The organism is Microbulbifer mixtoriginis (SeqCode) (assembly GCF_052466865.1).
The window spans coordinates 3,593,355-3,615,573 of sequence record NZ_CP174293.1; the positions used below are offsets into that span (position 1 = coordinate 3,593,355).

Below are 22,219 nucleotides of genomic sequence, written 5' to 3' on the forward strand. Positions count from 1 at the left end.
TAGTAATCTGAGTAAATCAGGATCACTCCAATGCCTCAATACTTCAATATCACCTACTGCCTTGACCTCAATATCACCAAGAAAGTAAATTACGCCTATATAGAGGATAATAAGCTGGAAGAAGGCTTTGTTGGTTACAGGTATCGAGTGGAATGTACATGCAGAGCAAAATACCAAGATCCTCCCACCGACATGTCATTCTTGAAAAAAATATTTAAAGCTGAGATTCAGGATCTCTGCGATCATGCTACGATTATTGATTATCAAGACCCCTTTTTAAAGGAAATTATTAACTCCATAGAATACATGGGCATAATCCATCAACAACAAAAAAAGGCACAATTTATTCAAGCGAACTCCAAAATTGGGAAATTGTGTATAACACCCTTTAAACCAAGCTCCGAAAACCTCGCTAAAGCTTGGCATGGTGCCATTCATCAAAGAGTTGCCGCCAATAGCTCAGACCTAGATATTAATTTCGAAAAGATCAAAGTCTGGGAAACCAACAATTGGTATACAGAGTTCTCTGTAGATCTGTAATTAAAATAGTGGATACTGATAGCAAAACAAGTTTCACTTAGAGTGGACCACTCGGGTACATTTCAAGGCTATTTTCACTGGTTTTTAATGAAAGTAGCCCTGAATATTAAAAGGTACTGCAATCTACAGAATAACAGCGCTATCCCTCGAGCCAGAGGTGAAAAGAGCGACTAAAGAAAACTGGCTAAACCCTTGATCCGTTGAAAGAAACTCCTTGCACCAAAAGTGTAAATCTTCAGAAAATGCAGCCATAGCGGATTGTTTATCGTCATCAGTTTTAAACTGAGATTCTTGAAATTGCTTTTCCAGCGCGGTGAAGTGACAGCGAACAACAGCCTGGGCATCATTCTTTCTTTGGTCATCCGTGACGGTCAGGGTTAATTGCGAGCTGATGGGTTCCCACTGAATAAGAAAATAACGAGAACTGTCATTTACATTTTTACTTAGCTTGGAAATAGCCAGCTCAAGGCTTTCGGCAAGATCCTGATAAATACCCTCACTGCTTAATGCCTGACTTTCCGCATTATATATTTCATACTCCGTATTATCCCCCTCTACCGCTTCAAAGGGGGAAATCGAATGACTCATATCCCAAATTAAACCCATAACTCCTCCAGCCAGTCGATCGATTACTCTTACAAGTGAACTATTTTACGACGTTCACGGCCTCCGTACATCCACTTACGAGGTTCAATTGACTGTATAGATTATAAGCAGTGATCTAGGCCAAGACTGTTATATTTCAGATACTCAGAAAAGGACTATGAGGACTACCTGCCCTCAATTTCGGTCAATTTCCGTGACTTGTGACAGTCTAAAAACCTAACCCCATTTGCCAACCGCAGCCTTTACTTGTTTGTGGGGCGCTGAGATACACGCATGGTGATGTCCGCGTGAAACACTTCCTCACCGTTAGCATCGAAGACACCCACGGGCATAACCACATCACCAACCTGAATAGATGCAAAATCTGGATACTCACAAACCGCACGCAGGTTGGTTTTTGCCATTTTCAGGTACTTAACTTCCATCCCCACGGGTATCCAACGAAAGCGGCGATCCAGAGAAACATCCAAGCAGACCCCGCCGGCTAGTTCGGCAGCATTACACATCGCAATCGCATGCACTGTGCCTATATGGTTTGTCACTCCCCAACGTTTCTTCAGCAATACTTCTACACGCCCCGGTGATACCTCAGCAAAGCAGGGCTTAATAGACCTAAAGTAAGGTGCTTTGAAAGCGACCACCTTCGAAACTGTCCAACGCCCAAACGCCGAACCACCAAACTTCTTCCAAAGCTGCAAAACTGCACTCTTCGAGGACTGATACTCCATCTTGTCTCACTACCTTAACCGTTTACTGATAAGCCCTTTGCTAAGGGGCTTGTTAACGGGGGCACTATACAACATCTCTTCTCTAAATCAGGTAATCAGAACTATCAGGGTAATTGACCCTCAAGTGAGCCTAGGGGTTGCCCAAAGACAAAGGAAGCGGAAGATGACCTGTACTCAAGCCTGTGTAGGCTCTCATCCACAGTTTAACCATGCATGCCAACCCTGCACTGAAATTAGCATTTAAATAGAAAGTAAAAGTCGAAAAGCTAAAAACACATTCACTGGAACTTAAATATCTATCTATAGCTTGTGAATTGTGAGAACCATTTCTTATCGACAACATGTAATACTTGAAGAAATTTTACCTATGAATCTACAGCAAAATCAAAAAAACCTAAAAACCATCTTTAACTTGTATACTGGTTATTGTTTAATTTCGTAAGTTAAAATCATAAAAGTCTAAATACTAACATTTAATAAAAGAGGCTTGCCAATGCCTATTGAGCGATTAAGAACTCCCGAAGAGCGCTTTTCCCTTCTGCCAGGCTTTCCCTATCAACCAAAATACATCGATACTCTGGATGGATACGATTCAATGCGTATGGCCTACATTGATGAAGGCACCTCTGATGCAGAAACAACATTTCTTTGCCTACATGGAGAACCAACCTGGAGCTATCTGTACCGAAAAATGATTCCAGTATTCATAGAAGCTGGGCACCGGGTTATTGCTCCTGATCTCTTTGGTTTTGGTCGTTCCGATAAACCAACAGATGACAATACTTACACCTTTAATTTTCATCGCAACAGCCTGATACAACTTATTGAACACCTAGACCTAAAAAATATCACTTTGGTATGCCAGGACTGGGGTGGACTTCTAGGCCTCACTCTGCCAATGGATATGCCGGAAAGATTTACACGATTACTGGTAATGAATACTGCGATTGCAGCGGGGGATGGCGCTTCGGAAGGTTTTTATCAATGGAGAAATTTTTCTGTCAGTGTTCCAGAGATACCGGTAGGCGGCTTAATTGCCACTGATGCCAGATCGGAAATCAATCTATTTGATATAGTAGCTTATGATGCTCCCTTTCCCGATAACCGCTATAAGGCCGGTGTTCGTCGCTTCCCCTCAATTGTTCCCGTTGATCCCGACATGGAGGGTGTAGAACTGGGTCTAGAGGCCAGAAATTTCTGGTCCAAGACCTGGGAAGGCGATAGCTTTATGGCAATTGGAATGAGGGATGCCGTACTCGGTGAAAAAGTAATGGAAATGCTTAGGGGGATTATCAAAAATTGTCCTCCGCCTCTCAAGCTTGAAGAGGCTGGTCACTTCGTACAGGAATATGGCAAGGAAATTGCTGAAAAAGCCCTATCTCATTTTCAGCTACAAAAACCTGCCCAATAGATAAGAGTTAAAAAATTAGTGTTCATTGCATCTAAATCAGGCCGAATTAACGGCCTGATTTACTAATCGAATAATTTGATCAACACAACTCAGTTATTGACAGTAAAACTGCTCGACTTGCCTGAGTAGCTGCTAACCTTCCCTGTCCAGCCACTTTTCCAGTTTCCCTTGTGTTTTATGCGATAAGTACCCGCAGGAGTATCCTCACCAATTACCCACTGCCCTTCAGCAAAGGAGCAGGCCAGGCAGTCTACCGCAGTATCCCTTGTCCAGATAAAGCGAGTATCCAAGTCATTGTCAGTAAGATAGGTTTCCCAGTTGCCATTTACCTTACGTTGAATCTCTATAAAGGTATCTCCCGTTCTGAAATCGTTACGGGGATGACCGGAGCGAAAACTCGCGGAGACAGTATCACCAACAGAATAGTTGCTACGTACATCATTCCAAACTTGGCCGAAGGATTCCCATAGGCGCTTATCATCGTAGACGACACCAATGACATGAATAATTTGGTCATTCGATAAATCTGTTGGTGTCGGCCCTGCATCCACCGCCAGATTATTATTCATGGCGTTGGCCATACCTGTATAAATCTGTTGATAAGCCGCCAAGGTATTGGGCCCATAGATCGTGTGCCCCCCCTCATAGTGTTGTCTGTCAAATTCTTCATGAGTGGTCACATAACCGGTATAAGCATTGGCCAAACCGGCAATAACTACCCTGGTAACACCGTGCCCCTGCATTGAGGCCAATACCTTTTCTTCCAGGCGGCGACCAGCCATAGTGGTCATTTCACTCGGCGCGGCCACTAGGACCAGGGACCCAATGCGAAACATCTGAAATGGCAGATAAGGGGTATACAGCTGCTGCCCTACTACTTTACGCTCAACAAAAGTGGGTTTGGGATATTGGCAAGGATCATCCTGTGTATCCTTATAAACGGCAGCCGCAGAGAAAGCGTTCATTAACCCAAAGAGCGGGAAACCTCTGATCACTGATTCGAATAGGCTTTCGCTGCGGTCCCACTCAGTGCCTTCGTTTTCAACTGACATCCCCTCGAAAATACCATCAATCCCACTGGGACCATCCCAGGAAGAGCCAGCTGTGAATGACCAGCCCACGGCACCTTCGCAAATGTTTTGCTGCCCTTCGCCAGTATATTCCCCGGCTACGGTATAACCGGGGAAATATATGTATTGATGGCGATAATCAAGATTGTTCAATAATTTATTGTTCGAGGTGCTGTAAAGAGACTTCGCTTTGTTTGCCTGTTTTTCTGCAGCCAACTCAAGACTCTCATATTCACTGGAGCCACAACCATTCCCTGGGCCACAAATATTGGGAGAAGCGTCACCTAGATTACTATTGGCAAAGGCCGCAACAAGATTTCCTGTCGAGTCTGTCTGATTTAAAGCCCATTGCTCAAATAAATAACTGGCAGCCCCCTTGTGATCACTACTCAACTGACGTTGACTTGTACCGAGTGAAACATTGTGTAGCGCAAACCAGTTAATAATACCCAATGCTTTATTATTCGCATTAACCAGCTTGAGCTGCGTCATAGTTTTGTTGGTATCGTATTGGTAATTGCCCGTATCCGGATTTTGCGCGTAGGGCTCCGGGTTGCGGTTGACACTCGTGTTCAGCAAGGTACCTTGCTCCAGGTAAATGTCGCCCTCTGCCAAACTGCTATTTGCCATAACAATAGATTGGTAGATACCTTCTACGATCGAGTTATAGTTATCTTCTGCATAACCCAGTGCACTCATATTGAGCATCACATAGTGATCATAACCTCCAGGGCCTACGTGGGTGTGGGTGGCCGTGAGCATCACATTTTCATCTGTAAAGCGGTGGTTGCCGTACCTACTCTTGAGCTTGGCAACCACACCCTGTTTAACACCTTGAGTAATACTCTGTAAATCGGCGGAAACAAATACCAGACGCTGACTATCCTGAGGATTGGCGATTACAAAAGCACGGGACCACAAGCGGCTATGAATTCCTTTGGTTGTCTGACTGGTTTCTCCATAACCAACCATACCAACATCGGCGGCTGGCCCAGTGATATCGTATTTACCCGTACCTAATAGCCACTCTGCACTAAGAGCCAGGGGGGAGAATCCAAGCAGTATAAAAAATGTGGTATACCACCGAATTATTTTTGTCTTCATTTTTTCTCCATAATTTTTATACGAAAAGTCCTTTCAAAGGCCCTCTATCCTTGATTTCAAGGCGCCAAGAAGCCAGTCCCTTCCGAAAAAATCAGCTTGATATTGTGTGATAAAAACTGGCCGAACCAGTGGATACCTGTGAGTAATTACCAACTACTCACAACGGTTTTCTCTTCCTGATACCGCTGCCTTAGCATTCTAGAAACTGCGAAGAATGATCGGCAGGGTCGATGTCCTTGATCGCACCAGGCGTTTATTATTTTGTAAAGGCACGCAGGTGCCAGCATACTCTAATTATCCCAGTCAGTGTGGTTAACAGAACTCAACGGCCGCCAAAATAAATCTGACATGATAAATTTCAAAGTAATACCAACCCAATAAAAAACAGAAATAACAATTAATTATTTCTGTTTGCGCCAACTGACAGCACTATTCATCTTATAAAGCGCAACAATAAAAAGATGACTCGCGCGTTCTAACAAACACCTGATCAGCCGCTCAACTACCATGGCGATAAAGGGCGTAATGAAAAAAATGACCGATAAAACTCATAGGCTTCCAGTAAAAAATCACTGAGGAATGCTGGGAAGGGGATCAAAGTATGGCCAGGTCTTTTACGGATAAAATGACCTACAAATGGGAGAAAATAGAGAAAAATATACCTTGGCTATTTAGTCATGAAAATCCCGATATTCCAGAAAGAAACTTTATTGCCCAGAAAGGGCCCTAAGATGAGTTGCAAATAATGAATAAGCAGTGGTTAGCAAATGCGTATTAAATTACTCAAAGCGGGTTTCACCTCCCTATTCTTACTCGGCATCACACCTCTCTCCATGGCCGCAACCAACTGTAAGGTCAATATGGTTGTCCAAAGTCAATGGGATAAGGGCTATATGGCCTCTGTAGTGGTCCGCAATACTGGCACAGAGCCTATTAATGGATGGAACCTTAACTGGCAATGGCCCGGAGACCAGGTAATTGACGGCTCCTGGAATGCCAAAATTTCCCAAAATGGCAATACTGCAACAGCGGAAGGTACAGGTGACTTTGCCAATATTCCCGTGGGTGAGGCTCGCTCTTTTGGCTTTAATATCGCCTACTCTGGAGGAACACAAGTCCCCTCCAAAATCAATGCCAGTTGTCAGAATCAGCAAAACCCTCCACCGACAACATCAGAGCCACCGAAAACCAACCCGCCCTTATCAGCAATAGAGAGCTACAACTATATTTTGGGCACCCAGACTATCAGCCCTAAGTACAGTTTCACAGGCGAAGGCTCTCTAGTCGAATCCGCTAAAGCCATCCGCGCAATGGGGTCCAACCTACTTAAGATCGCCCTGTCTACCGGCTTGTACGATGAGCTTAACGGCTTGGGCCTTGACTACCAGTTCAAACGTATGCTGGAAGAAGTACCCGCTTACCGAGAGGTGCTTGATATGGACTTCTCCCACTATATGTTCTGGGTGGAGGACTCCGGATCTTGGATGGACAATAAAGGCATGTCTCAGGAAGAGCTCACCTGGCAGTACGATAAGATTTATGCGATGGCCGAGTATCTGTTAACGAAATACAGCGGCTCAGGTAAAACGTTTATGATCGGTCATTGGGAGGGCGACTGGAACCTCGTGCAAAAAGCCGATGGAACACGGGACGACAACCAAGTGAAGATTGATCCGCTGCGTATTCAGGGATTGATCGACTGGCTCAATATTCGCCAAAAAGCCATTGAAGATGCCAAGGCCAATATTCCCCACTCCAACGTCAACTTGTATCACTATGTAGAGGTGAATCGGGTTGAATCCGCAATGCAGGGTAAAGAGCGCATCACCAACGCCGTGTTACCACACACCAATGTCGACCTCGTTTCCTACTCAGCCTATGATCTGACTACCAAAGAGAAACATTCTGATTTTGCCACCCTACACGCCGAGCTAACCAAAGCACTGGACTTTATTGAGTCAAAACTGCCGCAAAAAACTGGCCTGCCCTTCGAAAAGCGGGTGTTTATCGGTGAATACGGTTACGGTGAATCTTGGTTTAAAGACTGGGGCACCCGCTCTGGTGAAGCGCAAGATATGTTGTCTCGCAATGTAATTAAAACCTCTCTTGAGTGGGGCTCTCCCTTTATTCTTTACTGGCAGATGTACGGGAACGAATACGATAGCTGGATTAAAGAATTTGTCGGTTACTGGTTGATTGATAACAATGGCAATAAAAAGGAGATTTATCAAACCCACAAGAATTTTTACACTGATGCCAAGAGCTATCTAAATAACTATCACACCAAGCAGGGGGCTTTACCCTCAGAGTCTGAATTCCGCGCTTTTGCCCTAAAATGGTTTGAATCCTCTACTGCTACTAAACCTGACAACACCACTGAGCCCACATCAGGTACGAACACTGGGAACGGCACTAATACTGGAACTGAGCCAACACCCGCAGAACAACCCCAAGCCTCAGGTCAATGTACGGTGGAATACGCCATTCAAAATGACTGGGGTAATGGATTTATGGCCAATGTTGTCATACGCAATACCGGGGATCAGCCACTGGATGCTTGGCAAATAAAATGGCAATGGCCGGGCAACCAAAAAGTAACCCATTTTTGGAATGCTGAGGTGGTTGACCACTCTGGCTCAGTAACCGCTAGCGGCCAGGATGTTATTCCACCAGGAGAGGCACGTGCCTTTGGATTTAATGGCGAGTATAGCGGAACCAATAGTCAGCCAACTCTTACTGCCACCTGCCAAGCCAGCGGTTCATCCCAGGTTGGCACCGGCAATCCAGCAACTCCCCCCGTAGCCGGAAACCAACCCGACGATAGCGGAAGCTCCTCTCAGGATGGTGCCGGTAAAATCAAACTTTGGTTTATCGGGGATTCAATCACCTATGGTATGACCACCCTGCCCTACAACTCAATGGGGTTCCGCTCACAAATCTGGCAGCAAATCGTCGAGGCCTCTGATGGGAAATCCAGCTTTCCCCTAAGCAGTAGCGATAATAACGGCAGCCTGACCATTAGCTATAATGGTCAGCCCGTAGAAACTATTGGTACTGTGAGTGGCCCAACCGGACCCGATGGAATAGAGAAGAAGACTGGAAATTACTGGCATACCGGAATTCCTGGAGCAAGTACGAGCGATATGCAGTGCTTTCTTAATCCTACAGGCCATCAAATCCCAGCAAGTTATAGCTCTGCCAGCTGCGCAGATGCTATTGCCTACTTTAATTCTGTCGTTACTGAAATGTGTCGTGAAAGTGATAACAGCGCAGGGTGGTTAGACAACCAAACCTGCCCATTAAACCTAAATCTGGCGGCATCAGATGCTATTATTGTGCCTATCCAGCTGGGCACAAACGATATCACCCATCTCAACCGGAATGGTGCTACCCAATGTAGTGCGGCTCCGAAGGCTGGGAGTCTAACGGCCAAGCGCCTAGACGAAGTAGTGGAAAGCATTATCTCTAGCAATAATACTCGAGATAAAACAACGTTGGTGGGCAAAATATACAGCCACCTAAGTGCAATGGGTATACCGGATAATAAAATTGCCTTTGTAATTTCCACCATTCCCCGTAGAACGAATTTGGATGGCCAGGACCCTTCCAACCATTGTACAGACTATTACAACACGAAAATCAAAAGTACTATTGCTAGCATCACTCCTCCGGTAAAGATTCTTCTTGTTGATCAGGGCAATATTGTACCGACAGGTGATTCTGTACACCCAACAACAGCCGGACATAAAGTTATGGCCTGCAACTTGCTGTATGGCTATAACTATGGGCACTCAGAAAATTTTAACTGTCCTACCCCTAATAGCACACCAAAAACTGGATTACTGCAAGCTTTTGCTGCTGTATCAGTAAAATAGCCCCTATTAGCTATTAGAAAGGAGTTCTAAAAATTCTAGTATCCATTAAAAAATAGAAGTGATTTATTGCGGAGCATTTTTGCAAGATATAAAGTCCCCATGAATTGGTGCGGTATCATAAATAATTGTTACAGCCATAAAAGTACTGAAATCTTCCGTTAAATCGAAGAGGTCTACCACATCAATTGTGGCCGGACCTCTTCCTTCTACTGACCGGGTATAGCTAAGATGTAATGCAACTTGGTTAGTCTTTAACACACCCGAAAGTATATTATTCAGTTTCATAGCACGATCACTAATTGACTGAAAAATATAGGAATAAAAACTCTCTACTGAGCATTTCCCAAAAATTGGCGAATAGACCAAAGCATTTTCTGAAAACAATGAAAGAAGTGTATCCAAGTCCCCCCGCTCCAAGGCAGATAGATATTGGTAACAGAGCTGCTCGGTCTCTTTAATATCTACAGATTTCTTCATCATTTATCTTGCCTAGCCAAAGTTCGATCCACCATCTCACCACAAAGCCCAAGGTAATTATTGGGATCAAGCAGCTTATCCACTTCATTATCGGTTAAGGCCTTAGAAACCTCATTATTCTCCTTTAATAGATCCGCAAATGGTCGATCAGTTTCCATTGCTTGACAGCAAATTTTGTAAACAAGATCGTGAGCTTTCTCACGGCCAATCTTTGGGCCTAGCCCCATCATCACCGCTTCAGAAGAAACCAAACCTCCAGTCATCTGTAAATTTCGCATCATATTATCTGGGTGTACATTGAGACCCCGCAACGCGAACTTCGCCTGTGCCAATGCCGCAGCGGATAAACAAAAGATTTCAGGAAGAACCACCCACTCAATCTCCCAGGTTCCCGTCGCACGCTCGTGATCTTCCTCCATAGCATTGAGTAACGCCGCCACCTGTTGTCGCACAATGGGCACTATTCCACTCATATATACTGAGGAAACTGGGTTGTGCTTTTGCGGCATAGTGCTAGAAGCACCGCGCTCCGCAGTGAAGGGCTCCGTGACCTCCCCGACTTCTGTCTGTGCCATCAGTTTGATATCTAGGGCTATCTTACTCAGAGTGCCGGTGATTAGCCCCAATAGACAGGCGACTTCAGCTATCCGATCACGCATGGTATGCCAGGCGATAACAGGTATAGCGAGATTAAGCTCCGTCATAAGTCCAGCCTGCACCGCTAGGCCTTGATCTCCCAAGGAGGCTAGGTTTCCCGCAGCACCACCAAATTCCCCGACTAGGACTCGTTTCTTAATTTCTGCAAGCCGTTGCTGGTGCCGATGAAAACCCGCTAACCACACAGCTGCTTTATAGCCAAAGGTAATTGGTACAGCTTGTTGAAGGTTACTTCTCGCAATCATTGGCGTATCCCGGTAATCCTCGGCTAGAGCGGCCAGCGCACCGGCGATTTCATCTACTTCCGCCTCCACAAGCTTTAATGCTGCACGAATCTGCAATACAGTAGCGGTGTCGGTAATGTCCTGAGTTGTTGTGCCCCAGTGGCACCACTGCCCTCCCCCCCCCTTACAACGCTCAACTAACTGCTGTACAACTCCAAATACCGGATAGCCAATTAACTCTGTCTGGGATCTCAACTGCTCAAGGTCAATTTCTTCAGCACGACAATGTTGGCAAATCTCATCTGCTGCCTCTTTGGGAATGATTTCAAGTCTCGCCTGTACCCTGGCCAAGGCAGCCTCTACATCCAAGTAGTACTGAACTCTTTGCCGGTCAGAAAAGATCTCACTCATGGCAGAAGTGCTAAAGAGACCAGAAAAGACCTGCGAGTCTATAAGAGTTGCAGCCATTGTTAACCTCCCAAATAACAGGTAACAGCAGCGCTTTAAAGCAAAGTGTAATAATCAAGAAGAGCATAAAATGAGACAAATACAAGCATCAGTGTGCATATGCCACATTTTCTTTAAAGAGTAGACAATAGTCCCAACTTTCAGAGACATTGGTATGATCCATAGCTGGTAAACTTAACCGGGTCAAATTAAGAAACTATGTAATCAAATTGAAGCAAAGTTGAGATATTCGGCGCTAACCAGCACCTAGGCCAAATGCTAAGTATCCGGTAATAGCCAACAGGAGCAGAAGCCCAATTAATCCCGCCCGACCAGGTAATTCTGTAGGTGATGACTGTATGTTTTTTTCACGTACATAGGTGTTAACAATTATTCTTGCTTCTTTAAGATTAATATTCTTGTATTCACGCAGAAGCTTCATAGCTTGAATCATTTGGCCACTTTCAATTGCATCAACTACATCTTCTTCCAATTTCATCATTGGTCCAATTACCGCTCAAGGAACTATAATTTTGGCATATAAAATATGAAAATTCATGGAAACTACTATAGTTATGTCGAACCATTCCTATTAGTGTAATTGGTTCTATAAGAACATCTCCTCAAGAACCTGACTACAAACACCCACAAATTCTTAAATAATCTTTAATGTTACTGACTGAAAAAATAAGCTATGTACTCTATAACCACCTAGGGCAAGCCGCCACTAAATCCTTGTTTGGAAACCCTAAAGACAACAACGTTAAAGCACCTAGATCACACAAAAATATTACCAGTGAGACTTACAAGTGCGACAACTATACCCTTCTCACACATCGACCAACACAAGAGCAACCCCCTTTAACCCAATAAGATATTGAAATCATTGATTTAGATCAATAACCCGCATCTCAAGACAGGGAATCAAAAAATATAAAAATATCAAAAATGAAGTCATTAACAACCAGAAAGCCTACAACTGCATCAATCAAAAACTATAAAGCACAAAACAAAAAGCATGCTCTTGAAATATTTTTGAGCACAAAAAAATCATTCACTATTCAAAAGAAAACAAAACAAACACTAAACCTGCATCAACTCTCTCTTAAAAAAAGCAAATACTCCAAAATAGGTATAGAGATCTAACCACCAAGAATCACAGCTAACAAAAAACCATAAAATAAGAAGCGCCCATGGGAAATCAATTACAATTTAACAATTGCCAATAAAAATCCAACTTCGTATACTGAAATTCTATCAAAAAACAATAAACTTAAAGCTAGTGGGCACAGGATGTGCATTGACAACCTGAAAAGCAAACAAGCTATACCGTCAACATCTAGAAAAGGAATTTTAACATTAAAACGAGCAACACAAGCCGAGTTTGGCTGGAAGATCTATCCGAGGAAGTACTTAACCATAGGGCTGTAAATCATACCTATTTAATACGGTTTAGCGAGGCATCCCTGCCAAACTTTCCTTATGTTGTGGCTGATTTTGCACAACAATACAGCCTATACACATCCCGATTTATTAACTTATTAAGTGCAGCCATCTCCAAGCTGACCATTCCGGAGCACCGAAATATACTCTTGGAAAACCTGAACGAAGAATCTGGTAATTATGAGGAGGATGAACTCCGAATACTAAATCACCATGGAATAGATCCAAGGTGGATAAAAAATATCCCCCATGCTGATCTTTTTAACCGCTTTAAAGAAAAGGTCACACAGGGTAAACAAGAAACACCTCTTTCGGATGATGCAATCATCTGGTACGACATGCTTTCAATGGTATTACTTTATGGCTCTACCGAGGAATCAATAGGAGCTTTAGGGATAGGAACAGAGCATGTAGTGAGTACAATTTATCCATATATTGAAAAGGGGTTGAAGCATTTACCTGAAATTCAGCCCAAGGACTACTGCTTCTTTTCCGTTCACACTCTAATCGACGATGATCATGCTGAAAGTCTCAACCAGATCGCATTAACTTTTGCCGAGACAGAGGAAGGAAAGAGGCGTCTTCGCCAGGGTGCAACTAAGGCTCTGAATTTAAGAGCTGCTTTTTGGGATGGCATGCTTGCACGAGCATACAACAATACAAAAATCATCGACAACAATTATAACTCGACAACCACACAAGTATCAGGAGTGGCTCAGGATGAACCAACCTATATCAACTGAATCAATTTATAATGCACAAGCCACGAATTGGCTTAGATCAGAAAAAATACTGTTAAGCGACTTCACGGCAAGACCTCGTGTTTTAGAGGCTCTGGGCAAAATCAAAGACCAAGATATCCTAGACTTTGGCTGTGGAGAGGGCTATGTATCACGCATGCTGATAGAGGCTGGTGTCAAGTCAATTTTTGGAGTTGACTCTTCTGCTGAAATGATAGCTCAAGCACAATCGATGGCTAAGGAACTCAAGCTATCTAATGCAGCTTATACCATGGGCAATGCAGTTTCATTTAATCAATTTCCACAAACCAGATTCGACAAGGCCATTGCCGTATTCCTTTTCAATTACCTGACTATCGAAGAAATGACTCAGGTAATGAGTAAAGTACGCTCTTTGCTGGTAGCAGGTGGTACTTTTGTCTTTACCGTACCCCATCCCTGCCTCCCCTTTATGAGGGAAGAAAGCCCACCGTTTTACTTTGAACATGGTGAAAAATCTTATCTCGACGGTATAAATAAGACCTTTGAGGGGAAAATTTGGCGTAGAGATGGTGTCCCGGTCTCTGTTCGCTGTGTACATAAAACCTTTGCACACTACTTCGAAGCCCTTGCTAAAGCCGGCTTTAACAGCCTACCCGAAGTCAAAGAATTAGCTGTAACGGATGAACATCTGGCATTTGACCCTGAATTTTTTGGTCCACTAAAAGGCTATCCACTGCATGTGTTATTTAAGGTGACGGTAAATGATTGATATAGCACCTGACGAGACTATCCGTGCACAGGCATGGACAGCCGCAGAGTTGGAAGCTAAACCCAACTGGAAATTTAATTGGCCTAATGACTGGCCAAATGAAATCAAAGCTCTGCAAGAATGGTCTAAAGAGCAGGACAACCCTATTCGGGCTTTGCAAGCAGATTCTGTTGCCACTCCTCAGTTTGATCAGCTCGCCCAAAAAATCAAAAGTGAAATCCATGAAGGCAATGGTGTTACCTGGATTCGAGGAGTAAAAGGCTTTGATCAAGCAACACTAAATCTTCTATTTCTCAAAATCAGCCTGGCAATGGGGCAGACTATTGATACCTACGGTAGACTCTACGGTATTTTAGATACGGGCAAAAGCTATAAAGACGAAGCCATTCCTGTTTCACAAACTAACGCAGCAACTGGTGTACATACAGATAGCTCACAACGAGCCATACAACCAAATATTTTAGGGCTCTGCTGTATTACCCCCGCGATTCAAGGTGGTAAATCTAAAGTAGTTTCTGCAGCCCAGGTACATCAAAATCTCAAGAAACAGGCACCAAAAAAGCTAGAGCTGCTCTACAAGAATTACATTCGAGATCTTGTCACACCAGGGAGCGATAAAGATATCCAGAATATTCTGAACAATCATTTCCCGATTTTCAGCTATGCCAATGGCAAAATTTCTATCCGCTATATGCGCTACTGGATAGAGAAAGGCCATCAACGAGTCAATAACCCCTTAACCGCAGAGGTACTTCAAGCACTGGATCTTCTTGATGGAGAACTAAATAACAAAGAAAATGTTGTTAGCTTTTATATGAATTCTGGCGATATGATTTTTATTGACAATACTAGAGTCTTGCACGATCGCGATGAATTTATAGACACCCCCGAGCAAAAACGAATATATACAAGGGTGTGGATAGATTAAGTGCTTACAGGCTCCAGGAGAATCTTCTCCGGGGGCCTGGCAATTAGGTGCATTAGTCTACTGGGTAAGTAATTATAAAGTCGGATCCGATTTAATCATTCTCACTAGCAACATAAGTATGAGGAAGCTGAATATATTCAAAAAACTTTCGCCCAAATCGGCCTCCAGTACTCTCTCTAACTCCAGGCCTGCCAAAAAGCAGCTCCCCTATATTCACTCCAACCCCAACATAGAGCTCTCTACGCAAGGGGTCGTCTCGTTCTTTTTCTTTCAAAGTGAAACCCCGAGCAAAGTAACCCCCATGTAACTCCAGATAATTAAGAGGATTTCTCCGTGATAAGCCAAAGCCACTTAACTTTAAGGCCAGTAGATATTTTTGCCCCGAGTAATCTGAGTGTGGCTTAAAGCCAGAGCGATTACCCGATGGAAGATATTCTAGACGAAAATCCAGCTTTTCCCTAAGCCCGGGGATATTCCGTCTTAGGTAAGAGATTCCTACCCCTACAGTATTGGCAACAACGTCCTCCCAGGCAAAGCCATGCTCCTTAGAGTAACCATCGCCCAACTCCACAAATAACATACTCAACCAAGCTAGAGTAACTGCACTAGCCTCCGCCCCCACAGTATTATCAGCCTTGCAGTGAATGGCATCTGTAAAGAATTCACTGAGAAGATAGCTCCCATAGACATGACCGAGCTTATCCATACCACCATTGGCAGTATCATCCTCAAAGAAACCCTCACTAGTTGTACCAAAACTACTAGATCCCCAGTCCCAATCCACTAAACCAATCGCTAAAGTGGAAACAGCTACCCCTGCAGCCTCAAATGGAATGGTAGAAAGATGCTGCTTGAATTTAGGCAGTTTAAAGCCATGCCATCTAGAATCACCCACCGGATACCGCTGTACACAACCAAATCTTTGTGATTCTTCTAAAGACACTGAATAAAGGTCTACAGGGCTGGTCACCTCTTTAGCTAACCCCTCAAAGCTCCACATAACAAAAAGCATGACCAAAGAAATTCTCTGAGCTATTACACGATTCATCATTTCCATTTATTCCTTTAATAGGAAAATCCGACTTCAACTTATTTCGCACTCAAGGGTAAGTGTTGTATGACAAAGCAAGCTATCTTAGCAGTAAGCCAAACTCGATAGTTCAGCCATCCTTATTATCTCTACATATACCAATCATTAAGCATAGAAATAAATATGGACAAGGTCCAGAAACAGACCTAAAAGAGATTATTGCGCCAAAAAGGTAGGACGGGGCATATTGAATCAACTGATATTATTATTGGAACAACTCACTTCAGACAATGCATCAGCATATAAACACCGCCCCAAGAGAATAAAGCATCTATAAAGACAAAGTGATTTATTTCATATGAATAATCGACTAACCGCCAAGTATTGGCGCTTTAAATTAAAGATTAGTAAAGATCAACGTCAAACAGCATTACATCATAAAAATTTACTGTCTATCAACACTTGAAAGTGCACCCCAAAAATCAGCCTCATAGGCTTGAATAAGCCTTACGCGAGTTTCAATATCCGACTCACTTACTCCTGAGGCCAAGCCTTTTGCCACTATAGCTATAGCCTGCTCTCTAAAACCAGAAGGTAAAGCGCTAAAATTGATTAAGAACTCCAGCTGACTGTCAGACAACCCCCTATATTGTTTAAGTGCTTTTGCCATACGGCCAACATTTTTACCAAAACTTTGGAAGTTGATTAGAAGAGCTGCTGCAATCTCTGCAGGTTGTGCATAATTTGCCAGCCATGCTGTATAAGCTGGATACGCCTGCGCCCCAGCTAGCGGACGATACTTAGTAATTTGACTTTCCGAGATATTAAGTGCCTGAATTAGAATCGGCAATTGCTCACTGGCAGACATCTCATTAACTACTAAGCGATAAAAGAATTTGTTAGTCACCTTACTTGAAGAACCACCAAATCGATGTAAGGAGAGTGCGTTATTGCGAAGGTCAGATTGAATAATCAGGCGTTGCTCCAGGGCAAAAGCGCTTATAGCTGACATTGACAACTCATTCTTCTCTAGCTTTTGGAGAATGACAGGAACTTCATTACTAAGATATTTATTTTCAAGCCGCTGAATTAATTCCTCAGCCCTACTTCGTTTCTCCTCAACAGTTTCCGCAACAGAATTCTCCACAACTATTACTGCGAATATAAAAAAAAATCCTAACCTGGTAAAAAAACCTGAAATCACCTTATAGCGCCCCAACACCTAAAGCGATAAGCATAGCACCTCAATCAGTAATTAGTGCAGATTACACCGAGATAATCACGCTATTTGAAAGCTATAATCTCTATCTCAAATATCTACAACCATATATTGAAGATTGATTTCTCATTTATCTATGTAAAGTCTTTCTTCAGAAAGCAAATGATAATACTCGTTCTTAATCCTCCCCCAAGATAACCTTGTTAAATCGACCTGCCTGTTTGTACCAAAATTGGCAATCACGGCCAAATTTTTTAGCTTGCAAATCGCATCCTCAACCTCAGAATAACGGAACCACTCAGGATAAAACTCCGGGTAGCACTGTTCATCCGGCACTAATGGCGTACAACCTGCTACGGCGGCCTCCATTACCGCTAACCCCTGAAATTCGTGGTATGCGGTAGAGAGAAATATATGGCTGTTATGCAAGGTTTGTCGGTATAGAGATTCACTCTCCACATACCCCACCACCAGCAGATTCTCACTAAACTCCCGCTGTATCTGCTCAAACTCTTTTGGGCTATTACGAAAAGATTGCCCCATCAGGTTAAGTAAGAATTTTACCTTTTTCTCTTTTAGGCCCCGAAGAATTTGCAGCAGGCGGTCTGCACCTTTGTCATATTCCCAGCGGGCGGCCCAACTGATGATTAGCGTATCCTCGCTTACTTCGCCCTGATAACCCTGTCCCCAGCGGTGACCCCAGCAAAAATCAACTTGTGTGTACTCTTGAGTAAAGAGTGTATCCTCTAGTGGTACTGGCAGCACCTTTGACTTACTTGTAATTTCTTCACAAATTCCCACAGGTACACAGTCCGGGAAGCGCTTTAAAAGCTTGGCTGCACCCTCAATCAGGGTGCGGCGGTTATATTCCGAATTAAACAGCAACAGGTCACCGGCTAGCGCGGTATAGATATTGAGTAGCTGTGGCTCTATAGACTGGAACGCACCTGAACTTACTGGATAGGCAAACTGATTCTCGTGAAAGTAGACCACCGTAGGCACCCCCACTATCTCGGGCACTAAGCCGCGCAACGCACTGAGATCGGTCATAGACGTGGCAACAATTAGGTCCCACTGTTGCTTTAGTATTTGTGCCGTCTCCCCCCTGGCCCAAGAAAGGCTGTTGCCACGTATACGCCAGCTGAAATAGCGCGGGGGCAGTGTCAAGACTGTCCACTGCCACCCGGGGAAGGCGGCGACTAGGCCTTTACGCCAACGCTTGTGACTGTCGGCATCATAGGCCGAGAGCAATAAAACTTTCATGGGAATCTAAAACAACAAGGAACGGAAATACAGAGCTGGAAACAGAAGTATCCAGCCCTGTTATAGGCTTGAGAGGAGGTAAAGTCAGTCGAAAGAGCGCACATTCATCAGGCGAGCAAACAAACTAGAGGTATCCCAGCGAGAACCGCCGATCGCCTGCACCTCACTATAAAATTGATCCACCAGTGCCGTCACCGGTAACAGGGCGCCATTATGCTGGGCTTCCTGTAAAACGATGGCCAAATCCTTCCGCATCCAGTCCACGGCAAAGCCGTGATCATATTCACCGGCCAGCATTGTTTTTGAGCGGTTTTCCATCTGCCAGCTTTGTGCCGCGCCCTTGGAAATTACATCCACGACCTGTTCGGCATCCAGCCCTGCCGCTTTAGCAAAATGCAGCCCCTCTGCCAGCCCCTGCACCACACCGGCAATGCAGATTTGGTTGACCATTTTACAAAGCTGGCCACTGCCCACCGGGCCCAATAAGGTAACAGCACGGGCGAAAGTGTCTATCAGCGGCTTAACACGTTCAAAATCTGTCTCTTCACCACCAACCATTACAGTGAGAACCCCATTTTCCGCACCGGCCTGGCCACCAGATACTGGAGCATCGAGAAAGCCGATACCTTTCTCTTTGCCAATTGCTGCCAGTTCACGCGCGACATCTGCCGAGGCAGTAGTATGATCGACGAACAGGGTACCCTTTTCCATAGAGGCGAAGGCGCCCTGCTCTCCAGCAACTACCTGACGCAAATCGTTATCATTACCCACACAGGCAAACACCACCCCTGCACCTTTTGCGGCCTCAGCAGGTGTTTCGAAGCCCTCCCCCTGATATTCGCCCAGCCATTTTTCTGCACGGCTGGCGGTGCGGTTATATACCCGCACTGAGTGACCCGCTTTTGCCAGGTAACCCGCCATTGGATAACCCATTACTCCCAAGCCAATAAACGCTACCGTTGCCATATTGATTACCCCCATATCATCCAAATAAGAGCCGCCCCTAAAATCAGGCGGTAAATCGCAAATGGCGCCATGCCGATGCGACTAATAAATTGCAGGAAAAAATGAATACATAGATAGGCACTAATAAAAGAAAGCAAAGTACCCAATAAAATATCCCCCCAGGGTACCGACTCTAGGGCGAGTAAATCATAGGTCAGTAACATGGCCGGCAGGGCTATCGCCGGTATGGATAACAAGAAAGAGAAGCGCGCAGCAGCTTCGCGCTTCATGCCGAGCATCAGCCCTGCGGTCATGGTAATACCCGAGCGGGAAGTACCTGGAATAAGCGCCAATACTTGCGCACCACCAATAACTAGTGCTTTTTTCCAGTTAAGTTGCGTTAGGGTTTGCACCCTGGCTCCACGCACATCAGCCCACCAAAGCAACAGACCAAAACCCATGGTGGTGGCCGCTATAACTGCTGCTGAACGTAAATGCGTTTCTATATAGCCTTTAAAAATTAATCCTACCAAACCGACAGGAATCGTAGCCAGCACAATCAGCCAAGCCAAACGTCCTTCATCGCTAAATTGCCTCGATTTAAGCCCCCCTAAACCATCGCGCAGGAGTAGCCAAATATCTTTTCGAAAATAGGTGACTACCGCGATCAGTGAGCCAAAATGTACAGCCACATCGAAAGCAAGCCCTTGATCCTGCCACCCTAAAACTTCTGCAGGCAAGATCAGGTGTGCCGAGCTTGAAATAGGGAGAAATTCAGTCAAGCCCTGGATCAGGGCCAGTACAACAATCTGAAATATTTCCATGAATTATCAGGATCGAATTTTTTGACGTTTTTGCCAGGTAACTTCATTGCGAAGATAAACGGGCTCCAAAGCTTCAGCAGATACCATTGCACCAGCTCGATAGAGAGGAACCGCTAGCTCAGCAATATCCCGTGCATGGATTAAGGCATTCAGATCCAGCTCTGCCGCTCGAGCCTTGCCTAATGCCTCATAGTGCCAACCGGGACCGGCACCGTAATATGTGTTTGTCAGCTTGGCCTCACTCAATGACAGTAGAACCTGCTCTGGATTCTGTACTGCCTCAGGTATCAAACTGTCATTAGGCATCTCGGTGCCGTAAATACCCCAGTACACCTGCTGCATACGAGCGTCGAGCATAGCGACAATAGGATCTCCTCCCCACTGCGGGTGCGCCCTTCTGGCCCCCAAGGCCAAAGCGGCAAGGCTGGAAACCGGCACTACTGGCTTATCGGCGGAAAAGGCCAGCCCCTGTACACAACTGATAGCGATACGCAGACCCGTAAATGAGCCGGGCCCCCTGCTTACAGCAAGGGCATCCAGGTCGGGAAGGCTCAACTGGGCCTCAGCCAATACCTCATCCACCATTGGTAGCAGGCGCCGTGTATGGTCTCGCTCTGCTTGCACAAAGCGTTCGGTAATCTGGCCATTACTATAAAGTGCCACTGAGCAGGCACCAGACGTGGTATCCAGGGCAAGAATCTTCACAACTATTTCAAACCGGGTTATCGAAGGGAGTGAATTGTGGCACGGTCACAAGGTCTAGTCATGTAGATTAGCGATATTGAGGAAAGAGAAAACCCCGGTATTAACCGGGGTTGATGAAGAGTTAGCCATGCCACTAAGGCATGCTGTGAACTAGAGGAGGTTTAATTAAGCCGCACTCTTGGGTGGTCGACCACGGCGAGCGGTACCGGCCTTAGGTGGGCGCCCTCGACGAGTTGGCGTTTTCTTGGCCGCCTCCGCTTTGCTAGCAGACTTCTTCGGACGCCCTACTCTTTTCGCTGGCTTTGCTGCGGAGGTGGCCTTCTTGGGGCGCCCTACACGCTTGGTGGCTTTAGTTTCAGAAGCAGCCTTTTTGGGGCGGCCTACTTTCTTGGCCGCAGTAGTCTTTTTAGTCGCCGCCTTTTTAGCTTTTTGAGCATCAGCTTTTAGCTTCGCAGCTGCTTTCTTCTCTAGCTCCTTGGCTTTTGTCGCAGCCTTCTTTGCTGCAGCTTTTATCTTAGCCTCAGCTTTTTTCTCGGCGGCTTTGATCTTCTTGGCATGAGCCTTAACACGAGACTTCATCCAGCGCGCTTCGAACGCCTTCAATGCCGCCGCCAGGTCTTTATCTGCCTTGGCAGAAAGGCTTTCAGAAAGGGTGGCCACCTTCTCCTTAGCCGCTTCTTCTGCATGACGCACGGCATCCATGGTCTTGGCCTTGGCAAGCTCCATTTTTGCCATCGCCAGCTTGGCGCGTAAATCTTTTGCTTTACCATTGGCGCTGGTCAAGGAAGCCTTGGCCGCTGCCGTACTACTTTTTTGTGCCCGCGCTTTTGCTTTTGCCACACGATCCATTTGTGCATCCAGCGACTTACTTGCTGCATCCACGGCTTTCTGTGCTTTTACGACTACCGGCGACGCTTTGGTCGATGTAGTTGCCTTTTTAGCACGTGTACTCTTTTTTACTACTCTTGCCATCCCTTGTCTCCTCATTAAAAAGAAGAAGTACTTCCAAAAGTGTGCTGGCAACGCGGCCTGTTAGCTATCGAATAAAACCCGGGGGTTATTTTATTGCTTATACAGAGCGGTGCGCTGCCTATTTCAATACAACTTTATCAAAGTTAATAAAAATACACGGCATTGCAAGTAAAAAAGCGAAAAATGAGAAATTTTTCAGCAAATAAGTCTCTTTTCCTTAACAAATTGCCTTTTGAAGAGGCAAAACACCTAAAAGTAAA

The 22,219-nt window shown here is 44.9% G+C and carries 19 protein-coding genes; 6 read left to right on the forward strand and 13 right to left on the reverse strand.

What is annotated here, in order from left to right; translation table 11 throughout:
- The first annotated feature begins 30 nt into the window (after nucleotides 1-30).
- Nucleotides 31-540, forward strand: coding sequence for a 6-carboxytetrahydropterin synthase (locus tag ACJJJA_RS16175; RefSeq protein WP_444900263.1), 510 nt, complete (start codon nucleotides 31-33; stop codon nucleotides 538-540).
- 123 nt (nucleotides 541-663) lie between these two features.
- On the opposite strand, the gene ACJJJA_RS16180 is transcribed toward ACJJJA_RS16175, so the two are convergent.
- Together ACJJJA_RS16180 and ACJJJA_RS16185 are read right to left on the reverse strand one after the other, a co-directional pair.
- Nucleotides 664-1,146, reverse strand: a complete 483-nt coding sequence (locus ACJJJA_RS16180) for a hypothetical protein (RefSeq protein ID WP_444902756.1) — start codon at nucleotides 1,144-1,146, stop codon at nucleotides 664-666.
- Nucleotides 1,147-1,388: 242 nt separating this feature from the next.
- On the reverse strand, nucleotides 1,389-1,874 hold the full coding sequence (locus tag ACJJJA_RS16185; protein WP_444886779.1) for a hotdog fold domain-containing protein: 486 nt from the start codon (nucleotides 1,872-1,874) through the stop codon (nucleotides 1,389-1,391).
- 493 nt (nucleotides 1,875-2,367) lie between these two features.
- On the opposite strand from ACJJJA_RS16185, the gene ACJJJA_RS16190 reads away from it, so the two are divergent.
- Nucleotides 2,368-3,285 (forward strand): haloalkane dehalogenase, encoded by a 918-nt coding sequence (locus ACJJJA_RS16190; RefSeq protein WP_444886780.1) that lies wholly within the window; start codon nucleotides 2,368-2,370, stop codon nucleotides 3,283-3,285.
- A gap of 89 nt (nucleotides 3,286-3,374) precedes the next feature.
- Here the strand turns inward: ACJJJA_RS16190 and ACJJJA_RS16195 are convergent, their stop codons facing one another.
- The gene (locus ACJJJA_RS16195; protein ID WP_444902757.1) at nucleotides 3,375-5,459 is read right to left on the reverse strand and encodes a neutral/alkaline ceramidase; all 2,085 of its coding nucleotides are present in this window, start codon (nucleotides 5,457-5,459) and stop codon (nucleotides 3,375-3,377) included.
- A gap of 767 nt (nucleotides 5,460-6,226) precedes the next feature.
- Between ACJJJA_RS16195 and ACJJJA_RS16200 the strand changes: the two genes are divergently transcribed.
- The gene (locus tag ACJJJA_RS16200; protein WP_444902758.1) at nucleotides 6,227-9,334 is read left to right on the forward strand and encodes a cellulose binding domain-containing protein; all 3,108 of its coding nucleotides are present in this window, start codon (nucleotides 6,227-6,229) and stop codon (nucleotides 9,332-9,334) included.
- Between the two features lie 63 nt (nucleotides 9,335-9,397).
- On the opposite strand, the gene ACJJJA_RS16205 is transcribed toward ACJJJA_RS16200, so the two are convergent.
- The 3 genes from ACJJJA_RS16205 to ACJJJA_RS16215 form a co-directional block, all read right to left on the reverse strand.
- On the reverse strand, nucleotides 9,398-9,814 hold the full coding sequence (locus ACJJJA_RS16205; protein ID WP_444902759.1) for a nuclear transport factor 2 family protein: 417 nt from the start codon (nucleotides 9,812-9,814) through the stop codon (nucleotides 9,398-9,400).
- Nucleotides 9,811-11,160: a 3-carboxy-cis,cis-muconate cycloisomerase gene (gene pcaB / locus ACJJJA_RS16210; protein WP_444902760.1), complete on the reverse strand. Its 1,350-nt coding sequence runs from the start codon at nucleotides 11,158-11,160 to the stop codon at nucleotides 9,811-9,813. Before pcaB ends, ACJJJA_RS16205 begins: the two co-directional genes overlap by 4 nt.
- A 235-nt stretch (nucleotides 11,161-11,395) precedes the next feature.
- Nucleotides 11,396-11,641, reverse strand: coding sequence for a hypothetical protein (locus ACJJJA_RS16215; protein WP_444902761.1), 246 nt, complete (start codon nucleotides 11,639-11,641; stop codon nucleotides 11,396-11,398).
- 985 nt (nucleotides 11,642-12,626) lie between these two features.
- Between ACJJJA_RS16215 and ACJJJA_RS16220 the strand changes: the two genes are divergently transcribed.
- Genes ACJJJA_RS16220 through ACJJJA_RS16230 form a run of 3 tightly spaced genes read left to right on the forward strand, consistent with a single transcriptional unit; the run spans nucleotide 12,627 to nucleotide 15,001 of the window.
- Nucleotides 12,627-13,325: an iron-containing redox enzyme family protein gene (locus ACJJJA_RS16220; RefSeq protein ID WP_444902762.1), complete on the forward strand. Its 699-nt coding sequence runs from the start codon at nucleotides 12,627-12,629 to the stop codon at nucleotides 13,323-13,325.
- Complete coding sequence (locus ACJJJA_RS16225) at nucleotides 13,303-14,073, forward strand: class I SAM-dependent DNA methyltransferase (protein WP_444902763.1); 771 nt, start codon at nucleotides 13,303-13,305, stop codon at nucleotides 14,071-14,073. The genes ACJJJA_RS16220 and ACJJJA_RS16225 overlap by 23 nt, the downstream gene beginning before the upstream one ends.
- Nucleotides 14,066-15,001 carry a TauD/TfdA family dioxygenase gene (locus tag ACJJJA_RS16230; RefSeq protein ID WP_444902764.1) on the forward strand — a complete coding sequence of 312 codons (936 nt, stop codon included), beginning with the start codon at nucleotides 14,066-14,068 and terminating at the stop codon, nucleotides 14,999-15,001. The genes ACJJJA_RS16225 and ACJJJA_RS16230 overlap by 8 nt, the downstream gene beginning before the upstream one ends.
- 91 nt (nucleotides 15,002-15,092) lie before the next feature.
- Here the strand turns inward: ACJJJA_RS16230 and ACJJJA_RS16235 are convergent, their stop codons facing one another.
- The 7 genes from ACJJJA_RS16235 to ACJJJA_RS16265 form a co-directional block, all read right to left on the reverse strand.
- On the reverse strand, nucleotides 15,093-16,052 hold the full coding sequence (locus ACJJJA_RS16235) for a DUF2279 domain-containing protein (protein ID WP_444902765.1): 960 nt from the start codon (nucleotides 16,050-16,052) through the stop codon (nucleotides 15,093-15,095).
- Nucleotides 16,053-16,476: 424 nt separating this feature from the next.
- Nucleotides 16,477-17,235, reverse strand: coding sequence for a thiaminase II/PqqC family protein (locus ACJJJA_RS16240; RefSeq protein WP_444902766.1), 759 nt, complete (start codon nucleotides 17,233-17,235; stop codon nucleotides 16,477-16,479).
- A 141-nt stretch (nucleotides 17,236-17,376) separates the two neighbouring features.
- Nucleotides 17,377-18,513: a tRNA-queuosine alpha-mannosyltransferase domain-containing protein gene (locus ACJJJA_RS16245; protein ID WP_444902767.1), complete on the reverse strand. Its 1,137-nt coding sequence runs from the start codon at nucleotides 18,511-18,513 to the stop codon at nucleotides 17,377-17,379.
- Between the two features lie 84 nt (nucleotides 18,514-18,597).
- Nucleotides 18,598-19,479, reverse strand: coding sequence for an NAD(P)-dependent oxidoreductase (locus ACJJJA_RS16250; protein ID WP_444902768.1), 882 nt, complete (start codon nucleotides 19,477-19,479; stop codon nucleotides 18,598-18,600).
- Nucleotides 19,480-19,484: 5 nt separating this feature from the next.
- Complete coding sequence (locus ACJJJA_RS16255) at nucleotides 19,485-20,282, reverse strand: undecaprenyl-diphosphate phosphatase (protein WP_444902769.1); 798 nt, start codon at nucleotides 20,280-20,282, stop codon at nucleotides 19,485-19,487.
- A gap of 6 nt (nucleotides 20,283-20,288) precedes the next feature.
- The gene (tsaB, locus tag ACJJJA_RS16260) at nucleotides 20,289-20,987 is read right to left on the reverse strand and encodes a tRNA (adenosine(37)-N6)-threonylcarbamoyltransferase complex dimerization subunit type 1 TsaB (protein ID WP_444884233.1); all 699 of its coding nucleotides are present in this window, start codon (nucleotides 20,985-20,987) and stop codon (nucleotides 20,289-20,291) included.
- Between the two features lie 165 nt (nucleotides 20,988-21,152).
- A complete protein-coding gene (locus tag ACJJJA_RS16265; protein WP_252082525.1) occupies nucleotides 21,153-21,959 on the reverse strand; it encodes a hypothetical protein in 807 nt (268 codons plus the stop codon).
- Nucleotides 21,960-22,219 lie beyond the last annotated feature (260 nt).

Coding starts and splice junctions, on each gene's coding strand:
- ACJJJA_RS16185 (WP_444886779.1), bottom strand. CDS start 1,874: ATGGAGTATCAGTCCTCGAAGAGTGCAGTTTTGCAGCTTTGGAAGAAG.
- ACJJJA_RS16180 (WP_444902756.1), bottom strand. CDS start 1,146: ATGGGTTTAATTTGGGATATGAGTCATTCGATTTCCCCCTTTGAAGCG.
- ACJJJA_RS16225 (WP_444902763.1), top strand. CDS start 13,303: ATGAACCAACCTATATCAACTGAATCAATTTATAATGCACAAGCCACG.
- ACJJJA_RS16245 (WP_444902767.1), bottom strand. CDS start 18,513: ATGAAAGTTTTATTGCTCTCGGCCTATGATGCCGACAGTCACAAGCGT.
- ACJJJA_RS16205 (WP_444902759.1), bottom strand. CDS start 9,814: ATGATGAAGAAATCTGTAGATATTAAAGAGACCGAGCAGCTCTGTTAC.
- ACJJJA_RS16235 (WP_444902765.1), bottom strand. CDS start 16,052: ATGATGAATCGTGTAATAGCTCAGAGAATTTCTTTGGTCATGCTTTTT.
- pcaB (WP_444902760.1), bottom strand. CDS start 11,160: ATGGCTGCAACTCTTATAGACTCGCAGGTCTTTTCTGGTCTCTTTAGC.
- ACJJJA_RS16255 (WP_444902769.1), bottom strand. CDS start 20,282: ATGGAAATATTTCAGATTGTTGTACTGGCCCTGATCCAGGGCTTGACT.
- ACJJJA_RS16250 (WP_444902768.1), bottom strand. CDS start 19,479: ATGGCAACGGTAGCGTTTATTGGCTTGGGAGTAATGGGTTATCCAATG.
- ACJJJA_RS16195 (WP_444902757.1), bottom strand. CDS start 5,459: ATGAAGACAAAAATAATTCGGTGGTATACCACATTTTTTATACTGCTT.
- ACJJJA_RS16190 (WP_444886780.1), top strand. CDS start 2,368: ATGCCTATTGAGCGATTAAGAACTCCCGAAGAGCGCTTTTCCCTTCTG.
- ACJJJA_RS16200 (WP_444902758.1), top strand. CDS start 6,227: ATGCGTATTAAATTACTCAAAGCGGGTTTCACCTCCCTATTCTTACTC.
- ACJJJA_RS16230 (WP_444902764.1), top strand. CDS start 14,066: ATGATTGATATAGCACCTGACGAGACTATCCGTGCACAGGCATGGACA.
- ACJJJA_RS16175 (WP_444900263.1), top strand. CDS start 31: ATGCCTCAATACTTCAATATCACCTACTGCCTTGACCTCAATATCACC.
- ACJJJA_RS16215 (WP_444902761.1), bottom strand. CDS start 11,641: ATGATGAAATTGGAAGAAGATGTAGTTGATGCAATTGAAAGTGGCCAA.
- ACJJJA_RS16265 (WP_252082525.1), bottom strand. CDS start 21,959: ATGGCAAGAGTAGTAAAAAAGAGTACACGTGCTAAAAAGGCAACTACA.